Origin of the sequence: Shewanella loihica PV-4, from assembly GCF_000016065.1 — a bacterium.
GTDB lineage: Bacteria > Pseudomonadota > Gammaproteobacteria > Enterobacterales > Shewanellaceae > Shewanella > Shewanella loihica.
The window spans coordinates 1,733,923-1,753,940 of record NC_009092.1; the positions used below are offsets into that span (position 1 = coordinate 1,733,923).

19 protein-coding genes and 6 tRNA genes are annotated in these 20,018 nt (G+C 51.4%); 19 read left to right on the forward strand and 6 right to left on the reverse strand.

Annotated features, from left to right (window positions below; translation table 11 throughout):
• Positions 1-150: 150 nt before the first annotated feature.
• The 3 genes from SHEW_RS07820 to purM all read right to left on the reverse strand — a co-directional run bounded on the left by SHEW_RS07820 (position 151) and on the right by purM (position 2,851).
• Positions 151-897 carry an HAD-IIA family hydrolase gene (locus SHEW_RS07820; RefSeq protein ID WP_041406575.1) on the reverse strand — a complete coding sequence of 249 codons (747 nt, stop codon included), beginning with the start codon at positions 895-897 and terminating at the stop codon, positions 151-153.
• Positions 898-1,169: 272 nt separating this feature from the next.
• Positions 1,170-1,814 carry a phosphoribosylglycinamide formyltransferase gene (gene purN / locus SHEW_RS07825; RefSeq protein ID WP_011865311.1) on the reverse strand — a complete coding sequence of 215 codons (645 nt, stop codon included), beginning with the start codon at positions 1,812-1,814 and terminating at the stop codon, positions 1,170-1,172.
• Positions 1,814-2,851 (reverse strand): phosphoribosylformylglycinamidine cyclo-ligase, encoded by a 1,038-nt coding sequence (purM, locus tag SHEW_RS07830; RefSeq protein WP_011865312.1) that lies wholly within the window; start codon positions 2,849-2,851, stop codon positions 1,814-1,816. Before purM ends, purN begins: the two co-directional genes overlap by 1 nt.
• 211 nt (positions 2,852-3,062) lie before the next feature.
• Between purM and upp the strand changes: the two genes are divergently transcribed.
• Entirely contained in the window at positions 3,063-3,689 is a 627-nt protein-coding gene (gene upp, locus SHEW_RS07835; RefSeq protein ID WP_011865313.1) for a uracil phosphoribosyltransferase, read from the forward strand.
• Between the two features lie 94 nt (positions 3,690-3,783).
• Here the strand turns inward: upp and SHEW_RS07840 are convergent, their stop codons facing one another.
• Positions 3,784-5,103, reverse strand: coding sequence for a Na+/H+ antiporter family protein (locus SHEW_RS07840; protein WP_011865314.1), 1,320 nt, complete (start codon positions 5,101-5,103; stop codon positions 3,784-3,786).
• A 313-nt stretch (positions 5,104-5,416) separates the two neighbouring features.
• On the opposite strand from SHEW_RS07840, the gene SHEW_RS07845 reads away from it, so the two are divergent.
• Positions 5,417-6,022 carry a peroxiredoxin gene (locus SHEW_RS07845; RefSeq protein WP_011865315.1) on the forward strand — a complete coding sequence of 202 codons (606 nt, stop codon included), beginning with the start codon at positions 5,417-5,419 and terminating at the stop codon, positions 6,020-6,022.
• Positions 6,023-6,157: 135 nt separating this feature from the next.
• On the opposite strand, the gene cyaB is transcribed toward SHEW_RS07845, so the two are convergent.
• Positions 6,158-6,724, reverse strand: a complete 567-nt coding sequence (cyaB, locus tag SHEW_RS07850) for a class IV adenylate cyclase (RefSeq protein ID WP_041406577.1) — start codon at positions 6,722-6,724, stop codon at positions 6,158-6,160.
• 296 nt (positions 6,725-7,020) lie between these two features.
• On the opposite strand from cyaB, the gene SHEW_RS07855 reads away from it, so the two are divergent.
• Together SHEW_RS07855 and SHEW_RS07860 are read left to right on the forward strand one after the other, a co-directional pair.
• Positions 7,021-7,767, forward strand: coding sequence for a substrate-binding periplasmic protein (locus SHEW_RS07855; protein WP_011865317.1), 747 nt, complete (start codon positions 7,021-7,023; stop codon positions 7,765-7,767).
• A gap of 151 nt (positions 7,768-7,918) precedes the next feature.
• On the forward strand, positions 7,919-8,935 hold the full coding sequence (locus SHEW_RS07860) for a DUF3137 domain-containing protein (protein ID WP_011865318.1): 1,017 nt from the start codon (positions 7,919-7,921) through the stop codon (positions 8,933-8,935).
• A gap of 99 nt (positions 8,936-9,034) precedes the next feature.
• Here SHEW_RS07860 and rnt read toward each other — a convergent pair whose 3' ends face one another.
• Entirely contained in the window at positions 9,035-9,748 is a 714-nt protein-coding gene (gene rnt, locus SHEW_RS07865; protein WP_041406579.1) for a ribonuclease T, read from the reverse strand.
• 168 nt (positions 9,749-9,916) lie between these two features.
• On the opposite strand from rnt, the gene SHEW_RS07870 reads away from it, so the two are divergent.
• From SHEW_RS07870 to SHEW_RS07940, 15 genes are all read left to right on the forward strand, one after another.
• Positions 9,917-10,777: a flagellar protein MotY gene (locus SHEW_RS07870; RefSeq protein WP_011865320.1), complete on the forward strand. Its 861-nt coding sequence runs from the start codon at positions 9,917-9,919 to the stop codon at positions 10,775-10,777.
• A gap of 609 nt (positions 10,778-11,386) precedes the next feature.
• A complete protein-coding gene (locus SHEW_RS07875; protein WP_041406583.1) occupies positions 11,387-13,540 on the forward strand; it encodes a prolyl oligopeptidase family serine peptidase in 2,154 nt (717 codons plus the stop codon).
• Positions 13,541-13,698: 158 nt separating this feature from the next.
• Positions 13,699-14,097, forward strand: coding sequence for a tol-pal system-associated acyl-CoA thioesterase (ybgC, locus tag SHEW_RS07880; RefSeq protein ID WP_011865322.1), 399 nt, complete (start codon positions 13,699-13,701; stop codon positions 14,095-14,097).
• Positions 14,087-14,776, forward strand: a complete 690-nt coding sequence (gene tolQ, locus SHEW_RS07885; RefSeq protein WP_011865323.1) for a protein TolQ — start codon at positions 14,087-14,089, stop codon at positions 14,774-14,776. Before ybgC ends, tolQ begins: the two co-directional genes overlap by 11 nt.
• Positions 14,776-15,210: a protein TolR gene (gene tolR, locus SHEW_RS07890; protein WP_011865324.1), complete on the forward strand. Its 435-nt coding sequence runs from the start codon at positions 14,776-14,778 to the stop codon at positions 15,208-15,210. The genes tolQ and tolR overlap by 1 nt, the downstream gene beginning before the upstream one ends.
• Before the next feature lie 3 nt (positions 15,211-15,213).
• Positions 15,214-16,149 (forward strand): cell envelope integrity protein TolA, encoded by a 936-nt coding sequence (tolA, locus tag SHEW_RS07895; protein WP_011865325.1) that lies wholly within the window; start codon positions 15,214-15,216, stop codon positions 16,147-16,149.
• Positions 16,150-16,158: 9 nt separating this feature from the next.
• Positions 16,159-17,484 (forward strand): Tol-Pal system beta propeller repeat protein TolB, encoded by a 1,326-nt coding sequence (tolB, locus tag SHEW_RS07900; protein WP_011865326.1) that lies wholly within the window; start codon positions 16,159-16,161, stop codon positions 17,482-17,484.
• A 34-nt stretch (positions 17,485-17,518) separates the two neighbouring features.
• Positions 17,519-18,061, forward strand: a complete 543-nt coding sequence (gene pal / locus SHEW_RS07905; RefSeq protein WP_011865327.1) for a peptidoglycan-associated lipoprotein Pal — start codon at positions 17,519-17,521, stop codon at positions 18,059-18,061.
• Between the two features lie 19 nt (positions 18,062-18,080).
• Positions 18,081-18,803 (forward strand): tol-pal system protein YbgF, encoded by a 723-nt coding sequence (gene ybgF / locus SHEW_RS07910; protein WP_011865328.1) that lies wholly within the window; start codon positions 18,081-18,083, stop codon positions 18,801-18,803.
• Positions 18,804-18,962: 159 nt separating this feature from the next.
• A tRNA-Lys gene (locus SHEW_RS07915) sits at positions 18,963-19,038 on the forward strand.
• Between the two features lie 38 nt (positions 19,039-19,076).
• A tRNA-Lys gene (locus tag SHEW_RS07920) sits at positions 19,077-19,152 on the forward strand.
• 38 nt (positions 19,153-19,190) lie between these two features.
• Positions 19,191-19,266: transfer RNA gene (locus SHEW_RS07925), tRNA-Lys, on the forward strand.
• Positions 19,267-19,440: 174 nt separating this feature from the next.
• Positions 19,441-19,516 (forward strand) — tRNA-Lys (locus SHEW_RS07930).
• A 174-nt stretch (positions 19,517-19,690) separates the two neighbouring features.
• Positions 19,691-19,766 (forward strand) — tRNA-Lys (locus tag SHEW_RS07935).
• Positions 19,767-19,941: 175 nt separating this feature from the next.
• Positions 19,942-20,017, forward strand: a tRNA-Lys gene (locus SHEW_RS07940).
• The last annotated feature ends 1 nt before the right edge of the window (position 20,018 follow it).

Here is a 20,018-nt window from a genome sequence, read left to right on the forward strand (position 1 = left end):
GGGAGGCGGGGCGATTAAATGTTACGCTTTATGTTTGATGAAAGGCTGATGGCAGCTGGGCCGACAGGGATAAATATTGTGCAGGCATAGGATAAAAAACGCGCGGTCTGGACCGCGCGCCTTGGCTAGTGATTTCTTTGGCTAAATAGGCTAGATGACGTCGATATCACCGGCGCAGTCAAACACATGGTTGGGCCTGAATGGCTCCTTGTCGATATCCTTTATCTGGCTGACGCCGCTGGTGACTAAGATGGTCTCCAGACCCGCCTGGAATCCTGCCAGGATATCGGTGCGCATGTTATCGCCGATGATCACGGTATTTTCCGAGTGGCCGCCGATATGGTTCAGGGCGCTGCGGATGATCCAGGAGCTGGGCTTACCCACATAGAAGGGCATGCGACCCGAGATGCGCTCGATAGGTGCACAAAGGGCACCACATGCAGGGCTGTGGGCCGGGCCGTGAGTATCCGGGTTAGTGGCGATGAAGCGGGCGCCGGCGGCGACAAACTGGGCGGCCTTGTGGATCATGTCCCAGTTGTAGGAGCGGGTCTCACCGACGATGACAAAATCTGGGTTGATGTCGGTAATGGTAAAGCCGGCCTTGTAAAGCTCGTGGGTGAGGGCGCCTTCGCCGATCACAAAGGCCTTGTCACCCGTCTGATGCTTGAGGAAGTCTGCCGTGGCCATGGCCGAGGTGTAGAAACACTCCTCCGGTACCTGGATACCGGCGGCGCCGAGGCGGTTTTGGAGATCTTTACCCGTCTGTACCGGGTAGTTGGTCAATATGACCAGCGGGTTTCCCTGCTCGAGAATGCGATGGATAAACTTATCGCTGCCAGGGATCAACTTATTGTCATGTAGCAGTACACCATCAATATCACAAATTACGTTTTTCATCTTAGGTCTCATCTTGCTAGCAGAAAGTCAACTGTCTTCATCTAAAACCAATTGTGTTTTAAAAACAATGGAATTTGGTGATTTATTTAGTCTGGCCAGCAATAAAGGGATGCTTTGGGCTTAGTGGTTAAATTGGGTGGGTGTTTCTGCTGTGGATCAAGGTATGTCGCCAAAGAGGTAAGGCATAACATACAAGCTGTTTAAGAATGCGCTTACGCCAATAAAAAAGAGACCCTGAGGTCTCTTTTTTAGATAGCTGACAATAGGCCGGGTCAGTCGGCGGCGTAGCCCATGGGGCTTAACAGTTGATCGTCAAGGTAGGCCTTGCCGTCTGTCATACGCAGGCGTTGCTGGCTGAACCACTTTACAACCAGGGGATAGATGGCGTGTTCCTGCTCATGGACCCTTTCTGCCAGCACGCTGGCATCATCCTCGGGATAGACGGGCACCTTGGCCTGCAGGATCACTGGGCCGGCATCCAGCTCTGGGGTCACGAAGTGGACGCTGGCGCCATGCTCGCTGTCACCGGCGTCGATCGCCCGCTGATGGGTATGCAGGCCTGTGTATTTCGGCAGCAGCGAAGGATGAATGTTGATCATTCGTCCCTCGAACTGCTTGACGAAATCGTCGCTCAGGATACGCATAAAGCCCGCCAGCACGATAAGATCTGGCTGGTACTTGTCGATGGCCGCCTTGAGTCGCAGATCATAGTCGCTGCGAGACTCGCCCTCATGGGGGATCACGCAGCTGGTATCGATCTCACTCTGATGCGCGCGCACCAGGCCATAGGCATTGGGCTTATTGCTGATCACCCCAACGACTTCGGCGTCCAGGTTATCGTCACAACCGTCGATGATGGCTTGTAGATTGCTGCCATTACCAGAGACCAGGACGAGAACGCGACAGCAGTTGGACATTAGCAAATCTCCACTTGCTCTTCGTCGCCATTGCGGCTGGCAATGTCACCGATGAGCCAAGCGTTTTCACCTTCGGCCTTAAGCAGGGTTAGCGCCGCATCGACCTGATCCTGTGGTAGGGCGATGATCATGCCAACACCACAGTTGAAGGTACGGTACATTTCAAACTCGGCGATATTACCGTTTTCCATCAACCAGTTGAAAACGGTAGGCCATTGCCATGAGTCGCCTTTTACCACGGCTTTAGCATCATTAGGTAGCACGCGTGGGATGTTTTCCCAGAAGCCACCGCCAGTGATATGCGCCATGGCATGGATGTCATGCTTCTCAAGCAGCTTAAGCAGCGGCTTAACATAAATCTTGGTCGGTTCCAGCAGGTGATCGATAAGCGGCTTGCCTTCGAGGTCTTGCTGAGGATCGGCCTTGCTCACTTCCAGTACCTTGCGGATCAGCGAGTAACCGTTTGAGTGTGGACCGCTTGAGCCCAGGGCGATCAGCGCGTCACCGGCAACCACTTTAGAACCGTCCAGCACATCTTCTTTCTCGACCACGCCGACGCAGAAGCCAGCTAAGTCGTAGTCTTCGCCTTCGTACATGCCAGGCATTTCGGCGGTTTCACCACCGATTAGAGCGCAACCTGATTGAGCACAACCTTCGGCGATACCGTTAACCACAGAGGTCGCGGTCGCAACATCTAGCTTGCCAGTGGCGTAATAGTCGAGGAAAAACAGGGGCTCTGCACCGGCAACAATCAGATCGTTGACACACATGGCAACCAGGTCGACGCCGACGCTGTCATGCTTCTGATAATCGATAGCCAGTCTAAGCTTGGTACCAACACCATCGGTGCCAGACACAAGAACTGGATGTTTGTACTTAGTTGGCAGCTCGCAAAGTGCGCCAAAACCACCTAGGTTGCCCATAACTTCGGGGCGGTGGGTACGTTTAACGGCAGATTTAATATTGTCTACAAGGGCATTGCCTGCGTCGATATCAACACCTGCATCTTTATAGCTTAGCTGGGTAGGAGTGCTCACGGAGGATCCTCTCGGGTACATCGTTATTGGATTTTTATGCGGCGCTATTCTATCAGCTTGTGTAGGCACTCGAAAGGGATGATTTTGAATATTCAAACGGACTTAGGTCACGATTTACCGTGTTTGTAAAACTTTATGTTTTCGATTGTGAACAAATCTACTAGAATCGGTACAATTTGCTGGAAAAACTGGAATAGATCAGGAGAAAACGATGAAAGTGGTCGAAGTTAAGCATCCTCTGGTACGTCATAAGATTGGCTTGATGCGTGAAGGAGATATTAGTACTAAGCGTTTCCGTGAGTTAGCGGCTGAAGTGGGTAGCCTGTTGACCTATGAAGCGACCGCTGACTTTGAAACCGAGAAGGTCACTATCGAAGGATGGAACGGTCCAGTAGAAGTTGAGCAGATCAAGGGTAAGAAGGTTACCGTAGTGCCTATTCTGCGTGCCGGTCTTGGCATGATGGATGGCGTACTTGAGCACGTCCCGAGTGCACGTATCTCTGTTGTGGGTATCTATCGCGACGAAGAGACGCTGGAACCTGTGCCTTACTTTGAGAAGCTTGCCAGCAATATGCATGAACGTATCGCATTGGTGGTCGACCCTATGTTGGCAACCGGCGGCTCTATGATCTCAACTATCGATCTGCTTAAAGAGCGTGGCTGCACCTCAATCAAGGCGTTGGTATTAGTCGCGGCGCCAGAAGGCATCGCGGCGCTTGAGAAGGCCCACCCAGATATCGAGCTTTACACCGCTTCTATCGACAAGTGCCTTAACGAGAACGGTTACATCCTGCCTGGTCTGGGTGATGCTGGCGATAAGATCTTCGGGACTAAGTAACGCGAGCGAAGATTGTAAGACGCCATTGAAAAATGGTGAGCAGTAAAAAAGGAGCCTTAAGGCTCCTTTTTTTATGGATCTTTATCAGTGTTGGCTAAAGCACCATGGCCGCTATCCAACCCGAGATCAACAAGGGGATGTTGTAGTGGATAAAGGTTGGGATCACGCTGTCACGAATGTGATCATGCTGACCGTCGGCGTTAAGACCGGCCGTTGGGCCCAGGGTCGAATCCGAAGCCGGTGAGCCCGCATCACCCAGCGCCGCAGCCGTGCCGACAAGCGCTATGGTGGCCGGTACCGAGAAGCCGAAGCTGATGGCCAGCGGCACATAGATGGTGGCAATAATCGGGATGGTGGAAAACGATGAGCCGATTCCCATGGTGATGAGCAGCCCGACCACCAACATCAAGAAGGCCGCCAAGGCGCGGTTGTCACCGATGAGATGGCTGAGGGAATCAACCAGGGTGCCCACGTCGCCTGTGGCCTTGACCACGGCGGCGAAACCGGCGGCCGAGATCATGATGAAACCTATGTTGGCCATCATGCGTACGCCTTGGTTAAAGATATCCTGATCGGCCACATGCTTGAGGGCGCCAGAGAAGCTAAAGATGATAAAGCCGATGAGGGCGCCGAAGATCATCGAGCCGGTATAGAGCTGCACCGCTAGGGTAGAGGCAATAGCGACCAGGGCGATGATGATGTTACGGCGATTGAGGGTCTCCTCCGGCTCGGCGGCGAGGATCAACTCTTCTTTATACTCTCTTGGCTTGCGATAGCTGATGAATACGGCGATGAATAGCCCCACCACCATGCCTAGGGCCGGGATTAACATGGCCGATGGGATCTGCTCGCGCACCGCATCTAAGTTGTTGCTGGTGAGGTTAGAGAGCAAGATGTCGTTGAGGAAGATACCACCAAAACCCACGGGCAGGATCATATAGGTGGTCACTAGGCCGAAGGTGAGCACACAGGCCACCAGACGTCGGTCGAGCTTGAGCTTAGACATCACATGCAACAGCGGCGGAATTAAGATCGGAATGAAGGCAATATGAATCGGCAGAATGTTTTGTGACGATACCGCCATGGCCAGGATAGCCAGCAAGAGGAACCAGCGCACCTTGTTGACGTTGCCAGGGCTTTCTTCTTGTCCTAACTGGGCGATCACCTTGCGGGAGATAAGCGTGGTGAGTCCCGAGTGTGACAGGGCCACGGCAAAGGCGCCCAACAGGGCATAGCTCAGGGCGATCTGCGCGCCGCCGCCAAGGCCGGTATTAAAGGCGTCGACCGTCTGATCTAGGTTCATGCCGCCGACGAGTCCGGCGACCAATGCACTCACGGTGAGTGCGATAACGACGTTTACCCGGGCAAGGCTAAGGCCCAACATCAAGCAAACGGCAATAACAACTGCATTCATATTGATTCAATCTGATTTTTTAATCTGTAATGGGAAGCTATTTTTGCCAGCAATAGCCCGTGTTGTCCAGCGCCATGGCGTTTTATCTAAGAATTTAGCAAGAGATGTAACCGAACTGTATTCAAGTTTACTGCGTAAGTGTAAATAAGCCTAACCGGCCGGAAAGAAGACGGTGATAACTTGGGCAACTCGATGAATATTTATTAAAAAAAGTGACAATGATCCCAAATTACTTGTGTCCCGCTGGTGACTGCCTATAATGCTTTTGAGTTCAGAATTAAAAGCTTTTTCAATCCATAGATGGAGATAAAAAATGAGCGTATTAGTAGGCCGTCCGGCTCCTGATTTTACAGCTGCAGCAGTGCTAGGTAATGGCGAAATCGTTGATAGCTTTACCCTAAGCGAAGCGATTAAAGGAAAGCCAGCTGTAGTATTCTTCTACCCACTTGATTTCACATTCGTATGCCCATCTGAGTTGATTGCTTTCGACCACCGCATGGAAGAGTTCAAGAAGCGTGGCGTAGAAGTTATCGGTGTTTCTATCGATTCCCAGTTCACTCACAACGCATGGCGTAACACCCCAGTAGACAAGGGTGGTATCGGCCAGGTGCAATACACGCTAGTGGCTGACGTGAAGCACGATATCTGTAAAGCCTACGATGTTGAGCATCCAGAAGCCGGTGTGGCTTTCCGTGGTTCTTTCCTGATCGACAAAGAAGGTCAGGTTCGTCACCAAGTTGTTAACGATCTGCCACTAGGCCGTAACGTTGACGAGATGCTACGTATGATCGACGCGCTTCAGTTCCACGAAGAGCACGGTGACGTTTGCCCAGCTGGTTGGGAAAAAGGTGACAAGGGTATGGACGCAAGCCCAGAAGGCGTTGCTTCTTACCTGACTGACAACGCTGACTCACTATAAGCGATTAATATCGTTAGTAAAAGCGTTAGTAAAAATGTTAGCAAAAAGCTGCCCTAGGGCAGCTTTTTTTTATGGCTGAATTTCATGAGCCTCATGTCGTTAGGGCTCATTTACCGTCTTCCTTGCCGTCTGCCTCTAAGTGGGCGAGGGTACAGATTGGCGTTTTTGCATCAGCTCGCGATAGGAGCGGGTTTCCCTGTCTTCTTGCGTAAGGCCAAGCTGCTGGGCAAGCTCGAGCAGGCCTTGTTCGTGATATGCCAGCTGGGTCTCATCGTCTGTCATGATCGCCAACTCGGCAAAATCCCCCATGCCTTCGAGATTGTCGACCGTCACATGGTACTGGTCGATAAAATAGATGCTGCGAGTCTTGGTAAGCTGCAGCACTACCTTATAACCTAAGGTTTGTAGCATATCGGCGGCGCTGTCGATATTGTCGATGCGAGTCGCCTGACACTGCTTGTCACCAGGGCCTTTAACTATCCACAGCTTGATGTTTGATGGGTGCATCTGCCTGATACACAAGTGCTTGCTCTGCTGAGCCAACTGCCCCGAAGGGGTGTCGTAGTAACGATCAAACTCGACATTGTCTTTTAGCATAGTCTCGTGGGGGAGACTCTCTAGCCTGCTTAAGAAGGCGTCTCTATCTTGGAGCCTGTATTTATGCTCGACTTCATACTTGCCGTCAAAATGGGATTGGCTCATGGGGGATTCGCTCATGGAAATTGTTGTAACCTAGGTTAAAAAGCTGGGCCGACTATATCATCTTTCCTTCTCATCGGGGTGAGGCGAGCGGCGGGTTTTGGCTCTTTTACTCTTGGCTATTTGATCTAGGCCATTTAATCCGGGTAGTTTCAAAGGAAAAATGTTAATGAATTGATCATTTTGTTTACCACTGATATACCTAGAGCAACTCCCTGAGCATTATCGCCCAAGTGGCTTATCCAAGGAGCAAGAAGTCAGCTACTAAACATAGGGTATTAGACGTGCGGTATAACTCGATGCGAATCTCTCTAGCCTTTATCTCTTGCCTGATGTTAGCGGCGCCGCTTCGCGCCGAGACTGTGCTCTCCTATGACGTCAACGGATCTAGCAGTTGGTACCCTTACTTTATTCCCGAGACCACCAAAGACCCAGGGATCCTGGCCGAGTTGGTGCCGCAGATCTTCGCCTTAACCCCAGTGAGGTTAGATGCAAAACATTATCCGCCTAAGCGGACCAATCAAGCATTGGCAACCGGCGGACTGGATTTTGATGTGGTCAGCCCCAGCTGGTTCGAGGGAGGGGATCTTGGCGATGCCTTCGTGCAGTCTCAGCCTATTTTTGCCATAAAGGAGCATGTGGTGGTGCTGGCCGGTAACCAGGAGCAGTGGATGGATATCAACACGATCCGCGGCCAGGAGATAGGCACGGTGCGTGGCTACCTCTACCATGATGACAGTGAATATACGCGTATCGATTTCAAGTCTGAACGTGAGCTGATCATCGCCTTGCAGAAGGGGCGAATTCAGGCGGCCATTGCAGGCGATCTTACCGCGTTATATTGGGCCAAGGAGCTGGAGGTACCCATCGCTCTGGCGGCGGTGCATTCCGATGGCGTGTTGGTGATCCGCATGCGCAAGGAACATCAGGCCTTACTTGGACAGATTAACGATGCGATCAGCCAGCTAAGATCCCAGGGCGTCATAGATGCGCTTCTGGCTAAATATACCTCGGGGCAGTCTGTCGCCAGCCGATTGAGTAAATAATCTTTCGCCGAGATCAAGATTTTCTATCTCGATGCAAATCAAACCGAGTAAGCTAAACGATTGTTTTTCAATCGATCGAATCATCATCTCTTGACGTGCGCCGCAAGATATCCGCTAATTGTCGCTCAAGGACATTAGCAAGGATAGATGTATGAATCCAATGGAGTTTGCGATTCCGGCCGAGGACAAGCAGGCCTTTAGTCAATATTACGCGAAACAGATAGCCCCTAGGTGTCGGCGTTATGAGTCGGCTCGTCAGGCGGCGGCCGCTAAGTATCTGGCCCGCAGAAAAATAAGCGCTCCCGTCACCCTGATAGGATTACCTGTCTTTTTGGCATTTTTTGCCCTGAGTTTTTATGGCGCAATAGTGCTCGATTTTGAAGATGGCGTATTTTATATCGGCTTTGCCGGCGCCTTTTTATCTATCGTCGCGGTGGCAAGCGTTATCATCTGGGCGAGTAGCGAGATAAATCAATTGCGCACTAAGATAGTCGATGAGATCTATCCACTGCTGCTCGGCTATTTTGGCAAGAGCTTTGAGTTGAATCCGTCGAACTTACCCGAACTGGATGCTTATAAGGACTATGGTCTCTTTCCAAAATATGACAAGGGCTACTTTGACGATTCGGTTAAGGGAAAATACCACAATGTGCCTTTCCTGATGAGAGAGCTGACGCTACTCGAGTATAAAGGGACTAAAGACAATAAACCCCAATACAAGACCTTGTTCGAAGGGGTTTTGATTGAGTTTACGCTATTAAAGAAATTCTCTGGTAATACCCTGGTGCGTCAGGATAAAGGGGTTATTGGCAACAGCTTAGTGCAGTTTAAACAGAAGCTGACACGGGTAAAGCTGGAAGACCCAACCTTTGAGCGAGAGTTTCAGGTGTATAGCGACGATCAAGTCGAGGCGAGATATTTGCTAAATACGGCGACCATGGAGCGTTTGCTCTCACTGTCTCGTTTTTACCGTGGCGAACTAGAGGCGAGTTTTAAAGATGGACGACTGCTGATTAAGATCGCTTGCAAGCATAACTATTTTGAACCTAAACTGGATCTGTTAAAGCCACTGGATTTTGTCGAAGACATAGAGCAGGTGTTTAAGGAGATCTATGAGGTGTTTGATTTAATTAAAGCCCTGAATCTGGACAGTCGTACAGGGCTGTAAATATCGGTTTAATTATTGATAGCTCGCCGCATCCGCTACGAGCTATCAAGCTCTTACTATTAAGCTCTCATAAGAGTTACGATTGATACTCGCTATTTGTTAGCAGTTAGCACTCGTATCTGTGTCTTGCCCGCTAGCCGGCTCGCTGGCGGCTTCATCGCTACCTGTTTCTTCGCTAGGCGTGGCCACCGGCCAGCCGCCTAAGGCCTTCCACTTGTTGACGATATGACAAAACAGCTCGGCGGTGCGCTCGGTATCATACAGGGCGGAGTGAGCCTCTTTGTTGTCGAAGGGGATACCGGCAATCTCACAGGCCTTGGCCAAAACGGTATGACCCAGCGCCAGCCCCGAAAGGGCGGCGGTGTCGAAGGTAGCAAAGGGGTGAAATGGTGTGCGCTTGAGGGCGTTGCGCTCAATCGCCTGGGTGACGAAGCCGTGGTCGAAAGCGGCGTTGTGGGCCACTATGATGCTGCGGTGACAATTTGATGCCTTCTGGTGCTTCTTGACCTCTTTAAAGATCTCTAAGAAGGCTTCCTTCTCGCTGACGGCGCCGCGCAGTGGATTGCTTGGGTCTATGCCATTGAAGGCCAGGGCTTCTGGCTCTAGGTTGGCGCCTTCGAAGGGTTCGATATGATAATGCAGCGTCTTATCCAGCACCAAGTCGCCATTATCATCCATCTTCAGCAGGGTGACGGCGATCTCCAGCAACGCATCGGTTTGAGCATTAAAACCCGCGGTTTCAACATCTATGACGACGGGAAAGTAGCCACGAAATCTATGCTTAAGTTTGTGTGCGTCGCAAATATCGCTCATTAAAATATCCAAAGTGAAGAGTGGGGGGCTATTATGAAGTATCCGATGGGAGCTTGTCATGTTTGATTGGTCAATATATGGGCTAAAGGAATGCTAAATTAGGCCGATAGGGATAAGTAACGTAATTAACAAGAGTGACTGTCTATGTGGGTTAGGGTGCTATGTGCGATGACATTCGGGATTGGCTTGAGTCTGGCGACGACGGCGCAGGCCGAGTTGCGTCACTATGTGGCATCCCTGGAACAGTCTTCCTGGCGCCTGAGCGGCAATACCCCCATTATCTGTCGCCTGGAACATGAGATCCCATCCTATGGCAAGGCGGTGTTTACCAGCCGCGCCGGTAAAGATCATGATTTAAACTTTAGCCTGGATATGTGGGTCAAGCCTGACGAGGTGACCAGCGCCAAGTTGATGAGCATGGCGCCCGCCTGGCGCCCTGGTGTGGTATCCCGTCCCATAACCGATCTCACCTATCAGAAATATTTCAGTGGCGAGGTGCCTAAGAAGGCGGCCTGGTCCATGCTCAATGAGCTAGAACGCGGCATGCAGCCGACCTTCTATTATGCCGACTGGTACAACCGCTCCAGCAAGGTAGCCGTGGGACTGTCGGCCGCCAATTTTGGTCGTCGTTACGCCGAGTTTAAATCCTGTCTGGCCAATCTCTTGCCCTATAGTTTCGATGATATCGCCTTTACCGTGCTGACCTACGAGTTTGGCGGCTCTGAGCTGACCCGTTACTCCAAGGCGCAGATCGCCAAGGTGCAGGAGTATCTCTCTTATGATCCTGAGGTCGAGCTGGTGTTGATCGATGCCTATACCGACAGCTTCGGTGGCCGATCGGTGAACAAGAAGGTATCGGAGAAGCGCGCCAATTCGGTCAAACAGCTCTTCCTGTCGGCGGGTATCCCCAATGAGCGTATCCATACCTATGGTCACGGCGAGCGTCGCCACGTAGCATCTAACGACACCATAGATGAGCGGGCGCGTAACAGACGCGTGGTGATCCGCCTCAGCAAGCCGCTGGATTAGAGTAGCTTTATTGAGTTAATAATATTTATGGAAACCGGCCAACAAGGCCGGTTTTTTGTTATCGGCCCGGGATAGAAAGCGAGCGGTGGCAAAAGCCTGGTAAAGAACAGGCAAAAAAAAGCCCACTTAATCTTAAGTGGGCCGCAAATAAATCATTGCAATCAACAAATTGAAGGAAGGAAGTCAAGCATAAGAACCAGGGATGAATTCACGTGACTGGCACGGGAACTCGGAGTTCTTGTTTCCCATCTACCAGCGGGGTAGACACTTCCGGAAAACGAGGTGAATTATAGGGTCAGACCATTTGTCCTACAAACTAGAAAAATTCCCACCTTAGATTAGTATTTCTAATGTATAAAGAGGGTGTTTAAAGGGCCGAATTCACACATTTGGGGTATTTGCGCTTGATTACGCAAAATTGCTGCATAATTTCACGATTTATATAATTCATCCATGTTGTTTTTTTATTAACAAGTCAATTTCGCAAATGCCGGATTCGTTTATTTGTAGCCATTGCACGGTTTTTTTTTACTTGTATAGTACGAGGTTATTGGGCACTAGCTCACAGGTTTACCATTAATAATAACGAGATATCCAGGACGGCTACAGATGGCTCTTAAGACGATTTTATCCAAGCAAACCCTTTTGCTTGCCGGATTAGGTTTAACACTCATGGGTTGCCAGTACCATGCCAATGAAACGGCAGCAGCGCAGGCAGCGGTTCAGCCCCAGGGCGTGGTCGAAACAATTCACGGCGTACAGGTTGCCGACCCTTACCGTTATCTAGAGGAAGAGAGTGACGCGACCCATGCTTGGGTGAAGCAGCAGCAACAGGCTGGCCATGATTTTCTGGCGCAGCTGGAAAACAAGCAGGCGATCGTCGATCGCATCACCGAGCTGTGGAACTTCGAGAAAGTCACAGCCCCTAACGAGCGTGGTGACAACACCTTCTATTACCGCAACGATGGTCTGCAGGCACAATCTGTCCTCTATGTGAAGAACAAGGCCGGTGAAGAGAAGGTCGCCCTCGACCCAAACAGCTTCTCGACCGACGGCACAGTTGCCCTGAGCGGCGTCTCTGTCAGCGGCGATGGTAAGATCATCGCCTATGGCGTCTCTAAGTCGGGCTCAGACTGGCAGCAGTGGCAGTTTGTCGATGTGGCGACCGGTGCCAAGCTAGGCGATGAGCTCAACTGGATTAAGTTCTCCAGCGCCGAGTGGAGCAAAGACAATAAAGGTGTCTACTATTCTCGTTATGACGCGCCCGAAGGCGGTAACCTGCTGGCCGACGTTAACTTTAACCAGAAGGTTTACTATCACCAGCTGGGCACAGATCAGTCTCAAGACAAGCTGATCTACGAGCGTCCACAGAATAAAGATTGGGGCTTCGGCGCCGAGGTGTCGGAAGCTGGGGATTACCTGTTGATCTCCATTTCTCAGGGCACAGATAGCCGTAACCGTTTCTTCTATAAGTCACTGATCGATGCCAATGCACCAGTGGTCGAGCTAATCAGCGAGCTTGAGGCCGAGTACAGCTTCCTGGGTAACGACAAATCTGTCTTCTACTTCAAGACAGATCTCGATGCGCCAAATGGCAAGATAGTGGCGGTGGATGTGAATCGTCCAGCCAAGGCAAACTGGAAGACGGTGGTTCCTGAGTCGAGCGATCCTATCGCTAGCGTAGCCATCATCAACGATCACCTGGTGGTCAGCTACCTGCACGACGTGCTGGGTAAGCTCACTATCTTCAGCATGAATGGCGTGAAGCGCCAGGATGTCGACCTACCGGGTAAGGGCAAGATTGCTGGCCCATATGGCAAGCGCAACAAGGATTACTTCTACTACACCTTCAACAGCTATGTGCAGCCGCAGACTACCTATAAGTTTGACTTTAAGACGGGTGAGTCTAGCCTGTACGCTAAGCCTAAGGTTGCCTTTAACCCAGACAACTATGTTTCTGAGCAGGTGTTCTACACCAGCAAGGATGGCACGCGCGTACCTATGATGATCTCCTACAAGAAGGGATTGACCCTTAACGGTGAAAACCCAACCCTCTTGTATGCCTACGGTGGATTCTCTATCTCGCTGACGCCAAGATTCAGCCCGGCTAACATCGCCTGGATGGATATGGGCGGCGTATACGCAGTGCCAAACCTGCGCGGCGGAGCAGAATATGGCGAGAGCTGGCACCAGGCGGGCATGTTCGACAAGAAGCAGAATGTGTTCGATGACTATTTTGCCGCGGCCGAGTATTTGATTGATAACAAGTACACTAATCAGAGCAAGCTCGGCGCCTATGGCCGCAGTAACGGTGGTCTGCTGATGGGCGCGGCCGTGACTCAGCGTCCAGACCTGTTCGCCGCCATTCTGCCTGCGGTAGGCGTGCTGGATATGCTGCGTTTCCATAAGTTCACCATCGGCTGGGCCTGGACCAGCGAATATGGCAGCGCCGACAATGCCGAGCAGTTCCCTGCGCTATTGGCCTACTCGCCGTATCACAACATTAGTGAGCGTGACTACCCGGCGACCATGGTGATGACGGCGGATCACGACGATCGCGTGGTGCCGCTTCACAGCTTCAAGTTTGGTGCCCTGCTGCAGGACAGACAGACGGGAGATGCACCTATCATCATGCGAATCGAGTCAAAGGCTGGTCATGGTGCCGGTAAGCCGACGGCGATGAAGATTGATGAATTTGCCGACATTTACAGTTTCTTAATGCATAGCTTCGGCCTTGCGGTGCCGAGCAAGATAGGCGGTTAAGTAAACCAACCTAAAAAGGGAAGTGAATAACTTCCCTTTTTTATTAACAAAATTTTATGCACTTAGTCCCGGCAACAGGGGCGTCAAGCATTCACAATTGCCTGGGCACTCGGTATAGTAGGCCTCTATTTAATCTGAATGTTGAGCCGTTTCTAGCTATGTTTCGTTGGCCTATATCCGTTTACTACGAAGATACCGATGCCGGTGGAGTGGTGTATCACTCTAACTACCTCAATTTCTTCGAGCGTGCCCGCACCGAGTGGTTGAAACAGATAGGGGTAAAACAGACGCAGCTGTTGGCCGACGATATCGCTTTCGTGGTCAAACACGCCGATATCGATTTTAAGGTGGCCGCGCGTTTCGAGCAGGACCTTTTGGTCGAGTCTGAGGTCATAGAGATGAAGAAGGCCTCTATGGTGTTCCGCCAGCGTCTATTGGATCAAGATGGAACCCTCTATTGTGAAGCACACATTCAGGTGGCCTGTGTGGCATTATCGCGCATGCGGCCAAAAGCCATTCCCCATCATATTGTTCAGGAGTTAAAGGGTGGAAGCTGATATCTCTTTTATCGGGCTGTTTTTACAGGCCAGTCTATTAGTTAAATTCGTCATGTTGACGCTACTGGCATTGTCCGTGGTGTCCTGGGCGGTGATTATTCAACGTAGACGCCTGCTGACCTCGGCTCGTCAGCGTTCGCTCAAATTCGAAGACAAGTTTTGGTCCGGTGTCGATCTCAATAAGCTCTATAAGGAACTCTCTGCCAGACAAGAGAGCAATACCGGTTTAGAGGCGATGTTTTACGCCGGCTTTAAAGAGTATGCCCGCCTGAGTAACCTTAACGGCAAGGTGCCTGCCGCCGTGATGGACGGCTGTTATCGCGCCATGCGCGTCTCGCTCTCCAGAGAACTTGAGAAGCTGGAAACCCATCTGCCATTGCTGGCAACGATTGGCTCGACCAGCCCTTATATCGGTCTGTTTGGTACCGTGTGGGGGATCATGAATTCCTTCATCGCGTTGGGCGCGGTTGAAAACGCGACACTTGCCATGGTGGCCCCGGGTATCGCCGAGGCACTTATCGCTACGGCCATGGGCCTGTTTGCGGCGATCCCTGCGGTAATCGCCTACAACCGCTTCTCGACTCAGGTGGAGAAGATAGAGATGTCATACGCCAACTTCATGGAAGAGTTCTCTAGCATCCTGCATCGTCAGGCCTACAGTGAGAAGGAAGTCGGCTAATGCAGCAGGGTTATCAACGCAAGAGGCGTCGTCCGGTTGCCGAGATCAACGTTGTCCCTTATATCGACGTGATGTTGGTACTGCTCATCATCTTCATGGTGACCGCGCCTATCGTGACCCAGGGGGTAAAGGTGGATCTGCCCCAAGGGGAGGCCGAAAGCCTGCCTGCCGACAGTAAGCCGCCCGTGGTGGCCTCTATCGATGCCGACGGCGATTATTACCTGGATATTGGCAGCGCCAGCAGCAAAGAGGTGTTGGATCTCGAAGAGATCGCGGTCAGAGTCAGCGCCATAGTGCAGCTGGAGCCTGAGCGTCCTGTGGTGGTTAAGGCCGACAGAAGCATTCCCTATGAGCGGGTGATCCAGTTGATGGTGACGTTACAAAAAGCAGGCGTACCTTCGGTAGGCCTGATGACAGATTCGCCTGAGGAGTAGCAGGTGGCAGGGAAATCAGAATTTACCGTTCCACTCATCATTTCAGCCAGCATTCATGTTGGCGTGATAGTTGTTTTGGCCATGGGCGTCGATTTTAGTGAGAAGCCCAAGGTGGTGCCTCAGGCCAGTGCGCCGGCGGTGCAGGCCGTGGTGGTGGATCAGAAACGGGTCAACGAACAGGTTGAGAAGCTAAAAGCCGAGAAGCTAGCCGCCGAGCGCAAGGAGAAGGCGCGTCAGGAGGAGCTGGACCGTAAGGCCAAAGAGGCTCGCCAGGCCCGCGAGCGTGAGCAGGAGCGTATCAAGAAGCTTGAGCAGGAGCGCAAGCAGAAAGAGCTAGAGACGCAAAATGCGGCCAAGGCTGCAAAGGCTGCCAAGCTCAAAGAGCAGCAGGAGAAGGAGAAGGCCGCCAAGGCCGAGGCCCAGCGTAAACAGAAAGAGGCCGAGCGCAAGGCCGCCGAAGAGGCCGCAGCCAAAGCCGAAGCCAAGCGTAAGGCTGAAGAGGCTGCTGCCAAGAAGGCCGCCGAAGAGCGTAAGCGTAAGGAAGAAGCCGAGGCGAAACGTAAGGCGGAAGAGGCCGCGCGCCGCGAGCAGGAACGTATGATGCAAGAGGCCTTAGCCGCCGAGCAGGCCGCGCTGTCCCAGACTCGCAACAAGCAGGTGATGAGTGAGGTGCAGCGTTATACCTCGATGATCCGCGCCACGATTCAGCGCCACCTGGTGGTAGATGAGTCGATGCGAGGCAAGAGCTGCCGCGTGTTTATTCGTCTGGCTAAAGATGGCTTTGTGACCGGCAACGAGATAGTGTCTGGCGATCCTGTGGTGTGCCGGGCGACTAAGGCGGCGATCAACAAGGCGGGACGTCTGCCTGTTTCGCCCGAGGCCGATGTTTACAACAAGCTAAAAGAGATTAATCTCACCGTACAACCGGAGTTTAATTAAAGGAGTTCCATGAAAAACTTGGGAAGATGGCTCATCTTGGGGCTGGCATTTTTAACCATTCCGGCCAAGGCGGCATTGGATATAGTGATCACCGAAGGGGTCGATGCGGCGCGTCCTATCGCCGTGGTGCCTTTTGTGTGGCAGGGGAGCACACCCATGCCGCAACAGATCTCTGATGTGGTGATGTCGGATCTGACCCGCAGCGGTACCTTTAAGCCAATGGACGAATTGGGTCTGCCACAGCGCAATTTAGGTTCGCTGGCGCAGATGGATTTGAAGGCCTGGTCGAATGTGGCCGCCGAAGCTGTGGTCATGGGCACGGTTAAGCCTTATGGTCCAGATCAATATCTGGTTAATTTCGAGCTTATTGATCTGGTTAAGGCGCAGATGCAGTCTGGTGGCCCTCAGTCGGCCAGCGAATATCTGCTCGATAGCCGCGAGACAGTGATCAGCAGCGCCCAGTTCAGGCAGTATGGTCACAGAATCAGCGACATCGTCTATGAGAAGCTTACCGGTATTCGCGGTGCCTTCTTGACCCGCATCGCCTACGTGGTGGTGGATCACAAGGCGAAATCACCCTATAAGTTGATGATTGCCGATTACGATGGCTATAACGAGCAGATGCTGCTGCGCTCGCCCGAGCCGCTGATGTCGCCAGCCTGGTCACCGGATGGTCGCCGCTTGGCCTATGTGAGTTTTGAGAACAAACAGGCCGAGGTTTTTGTTCAGGATATCTATACTCAGCAAAGAACCAAGGTGACCAGCTTTCCTGGCATCAATGGTGCGCCTACCTTCTCGCCCGATGGCAAGAAGTTAGCGCTAACCCTGTCGAAAGATGGGCAGCCTGAGATCTATGTGGCGGATATTGCCACCAAGGCGATAAAACGTGTTACCAACCATTATGCCATCGACACCGAGGCCTCATGGACACCCGATGGTAAGTCGCTGATCTTCACCTCAGAGCGTGGTGGTCGTCCGCAGATATATCAGGTGGCATTGGCATCGGGTAAGGTTACACGCTTGACCTTCGAGGGGGAATGGAACCTGGGCGGCTCTATCTCACCAGATGGTCGCAGCATGGTGTTTGTGAATCGCACCAACGGCAAGTTCAATATTGCCCGTATGGATCTTGAGACGCGTTTTATGCAGGTGCTGACGACCACACGTTTGGATGAGTCGCCAAGTATAGCGCCTAACGGTACTATGGTTATCTATGGCACCACCTATCAGGGCCAACAGGTGTTGGCGGCTGTCTCTATGGATGGACGATTTAAGGCAAGATTGCCAGTGGGTCAAGGGGAGGTGAAGTCTCCTGCTTGGTCACCTTTCTTATAAATTTACTACTGAGAACAAGATTAAGGATTACAAAATGGATCTGAATAAGCTGTTTAAAGCTATGGTTGTTGCCCTGCCGATTATGGCGATCAGCGCGTGTAGCTCAACCTCTGAGTCACAAACCGATGCGACAAGCTCTATGAGCGGCAGCGAAAGCAGCGAAATGAATGCCGGTGGTGGCGTTGAGACGGGCGGTGTAGCACCTATCCTGACACCAGAAGAGCAGCAACGTATTAAGTACCAGGAACTGCGTAAAGAACATATCATCTACTTCGATTTCGACCGCAGCTCGGTATCCTCTGATTTCTCAGAAGTGCTTAATGCCCACGGTGAATACCTGCTCGAGCATCCAAATGTTCGCGTGATGATCGAAGGCCATGCCGATGAGCGTGGTACGCCAGAGTACAACATCGCGCTGGGTGAGCGCCGTGCTAAGGCCGTTGCCAAGTACCTGCAAAGCATGGGCGTGCTACCGAGCCAGATGAGCATAGTGAGCTATGGTGAAGAGAAGCCACAAGATTTCTCTCGCACCGATGATGGCTTTGCTAAGAACCGTCGTGCGGTATTGGTTTACTAAGCGTTAGATAGGGTTAACTATGAAGACTGCCGTTGTTACCGCGGCAATTCTAATGAGTGTTGGCGTCGCAGTAGCGGCGCCTGCGCCCGTTGAGGATGTTGCCGGTGGTTCCTCCGAAGATAGAGTTGCGCGCCTTGAGCGTATCATAAAGGCCAAACAAGCGGCCGAGTTTGAGATGCAACAGCGCCTTGACACCCTCCAACAGGAGGTACTTGACCTGCGTGGCCTGACTGAGCAGCAAAGCTATCAGATCAATCAGATGCTGCAGCGCCAGCGCCAGCTCTATGACGATATCGCTAACCTGAGTAAGGCTAAGTCGACACCTGTGGCCGCAACCCCTGTGGCGACCAGTTCAGAGACCTCTTCTCTGGGAGAAACCGCCAGCTATGAGCGCGCGGTTAATCTGGTGCTGAAAGAGCGTCAGTACGATGAGGCGATCCCGGCGTTTCGTGAGTTCATCGCACAATACCCCAACTCGACCTATGCGGCGAATGCTAACTATTGGTTAGGTCAGCTACTCTATAACAAGGGTGAGCTTGCTGAGGCGGGCAAGGCCTTTAATACTGTGGTGAACCAGTTTAAAGAGTCGAATAAGCGTGGTGATAGTTTGGTTAAACTTGGCATGATCGCACAGAAGCGTAACGATAACGCTGCTGCGAAACGTTACTATCAGCAAGTCGTTAGCGAATATGCCAATAGCGCTGCGGCGCGTATCGCCAAACAGCAGATGGTGGGGCTTTAATCTCTATTTAACCAAAAAACATACTCTTAGTCTGTTTTTCATGCAAACAAAAAAAAATGGGGAATTTGCACTTGCATGAGAAGATGAAAAAGGTATTATAGGCGCCCTCGAAGCGACGTAGTCGTTTGGGCGCTAAATCAAAGAGATTTAGTTGGAAATGGGTCGTTAGCTCAGTCGGTAGAGCAGTTGGCTTTTAACCAATTGGTCGAAGGTTCGAATCCTTCACGACCCACCACTTTTCTGACAGTGGTTAAACAGTTAGGCATCTAAGATGGGTCGTTAGCTCAGTCGGTAGAGCAGTTGGCTTTTAACCAATTGGTCGAAGGTTCGAATCCTTCACGACCCACCACTTTTCTGGCAGTGGTTAAACAGTTAGGCACCTAAGATGGGTCGTTAGCTCAGTCGGTAGAGCAGTTGGCTTTTAACCAATTGGTCGAAGGTTCGAATCCTTCACGACCCACCACTTTCTCTAGGTGGTTAAATCAAGAGAAGGACTTGGAAAGTTGTTAGCTCAGTCGATGCTTTTAAAGCAAAGAGGCAGTTGGCTTTACTTTTTAACTCCACATTGGTCGAAGGTTCGAATCCTTCACGACCCACCACTTTTCTAGCAGTGGTTAAACAGTTAGGCATCTAAGATGGGTCGTTAGCTCAGTCGGTAGAGCAGTTGGCTTTTAACCAATTGGTCGAAGGTTCGAATCCTTCACGACCCACCACTTTCTCTAGGTGGTTAAATTGAGAGAAGGATTTAGAAAGTTGTTAGCTCAGTCGATGCTTTTAAAGCAAAGAGGCAGTTGGCTTTACTTTTTAACTCCACATTGGTCGAAGGTTCGAATCCTTCACGACCCACCACTTTTCTGACAGTGGTTAAACAGTTAGGCATCCAAGATGGGTCGTTAGCTCAGTCGGTAGAGCAGTTGGCTTTTAACCAATTGGTCGAAGGTTCGAATCCTTCACGACCCACCACTTTCTCTATGTGGTTAAATCAAGAGAAGGATTTGGAAAGTTGTTAGCTCAGTCGATGCTTTTAAAGCAAAGAGGCAGTTGGCTTTACTTTTTAACTCCACATTGGTCGAAGGTTCGAATCCTTCACGACCCACCACTTCTCTAGCAGTGGTTAAACAGTTAGGCATCCTAAGATGGGTCGTTAGCTCAGTCGGTAGAGCAGTTGGCTTTTAACCAATTGGTCGAAGGTTCGAATCCTTCACGACCCACCAC

What these genes read in the sequence shown, in the direction of transcription:
- SHEW_RS07820 (WP_041406575.1), bottom strand. Translation starts at nt 897, where the DNA reads ATGAAAAACGTAATTTGTGATATTGATGGTGTACTGCTACATGACAAT.
- purN (WP_011865311.1), bottom strand. Translation starts at nt 1,814, where the DNA reads ATGTCCAACTGCTGTCGCGTTCTCGTCCTGGTCTCTGGTAATGGCAGC.
- upp (WP_011865313.1), top strand. Translation starts at nt 3,063, where the DNA reads ATGAAAGTGGTCGAAGTTAAGCATCCTCTGGTACGTCATAAGATTGGC.
- SHEW_RS07840 (WP_011865314.1), bottom strand. Translation starts at nt 5,103, where the DNA reads ATGAATGCAGTTGTTATTGCCGTTTGCTTGATGTTGGGCCTTAGCCTT.
- SHEW_RS07845 (WP_011865315.1), top strand. Translation starts at nt 5,417, where the DNA reads ATGAGCGTATTAGTAGGCCGTCCGGCTCCTGATTTTACAGCTGCAGCA.
- cyaB (WP_041406577.1), bottom strand. Translation starts at nt 6,724, where the DNA reads ATGAGCCAATCCCATTTTGACGGCAAGTATGAAGTCGAGCATAAATAC.
- SHEW_RS07855 (WP_011865317.1), top strand. Translation starts at nt 7,021, where the DNA reads ATGCGAATCTCTCTAGCCTTTATCTCTTGCCTGATGTTAGCGGCGCCG.
- SHEW_RS07860 (WP_011865318.1), top strand. Translation starts at nt 7,919, where the DNA reads ATGAATCCAATGGAGTTTGCGATTCCGGCCGAGGACAAGCAGGCCTTT.
- rnt (WP_041406579.1), bottom strand. Translation starts at nt 9,748, where the DNA reads ATGAGCGATATTTGCGACGCACACAAACTTAAGCATAGATTTCGTGGC.
- SHEW_RS07870 (WP_011865320.1), top strand. Translation starts at nt 9,917, where the DNA reads ATGACATTCGGGATTGGCTTGAGTCTGGCGACGACGGCGCAGGCCGAG.
- SHEW_RS07875 (WP_041406583.1), top strand. Translation starts at nt 11,387, where the DNA reads ATGGCTCTTAAGACGATTTTATCCAAGCAAACCCTTTTGCTTGCCGGA.
- ybgC (WP_011865322.1), top strand. Translation starts at nt 13,699, where the DNA reads ATGTTTCGTTGGCCTATATCCGTTTACTACGAAGATACCGATGCCGGT.
- tolR (WP_011865324.1), top strand. Translation starts at nt 14,776, where the DNA reads ATGCAGCAGGGTTATCAACGCAAGAGGCGTCGTCCGGTTGCCGAGATC.
- tolB (WP_011865326.1), top strand. Translation starts at nt 16,159, where the DNA reads ATGAAAAACTTGGGAAGATGGCTCATCTTGGGGCTGGCATTTTTAACC.
- pal (WP_011865327.1), top strand. Translation starts at nt 17,519, where the DNA reads ATGGATCTGAATAAGCTGTTTAAAGCTATGGTTGTTGCCCTGCCGATT.
- ybgF (WP_011865328.1), top strand. Translation starts at nt 18,081, where the DNA reads ATGAAGACTGCCGTTGTTACCGCGGCAATTCTAATGAGTGTTGGCGTC.